Source organism: Paraburkholderia sp. SIMBA_030, assembly GCF_046535245.1.
GTDB lineage: Bacteria > Pseudomonadota > Gammaproteobacteria > Burkholderiales > Burkholderiaceae > Paraburkholderia.
Genome location: NZ_JAWRXB010000689.1, coordinates 1 through 267 on the forward strand (window position 1 = coordinate 1; position 267 = coordinate 267).

General features: G+C 47.2%; 1 protein-coding gene. It reads left to right on the forward strand.

What is annotated here, in order from left to right:
- A partial coding sequence (locus SB772_RS41720) for a 3'-5' exonuclease (protein WP_410838735.1) occupies positions 1 to 267 on the forward strand: 267 nt, incomplete at both ends.

Sequence of the window (267 nt, forward strand, 5' to 3'; positions counted from 1 at the left end):
GCTCAACCACGCGTATTTTGACTTCGGCCAACGCCGTCATTCTAAATAACGAGCATTTATTCGAGAAAAAACTGTGGTCAGATAAAGGTCAAGGCGAAAAAATCCGCATCATTAACTGCCGTAATGACGATGATGAATCGGAGCGCGTGGCCAAAGAAATCGTCACGCATAAGCTGCGTTTTGGCAATGAGTGGGAACAGTATGCCGTACTGTACCGCAGTAACTTTCAGGCGCGTATGCTAGAGGCACAATTGCGTCAGCTACAAG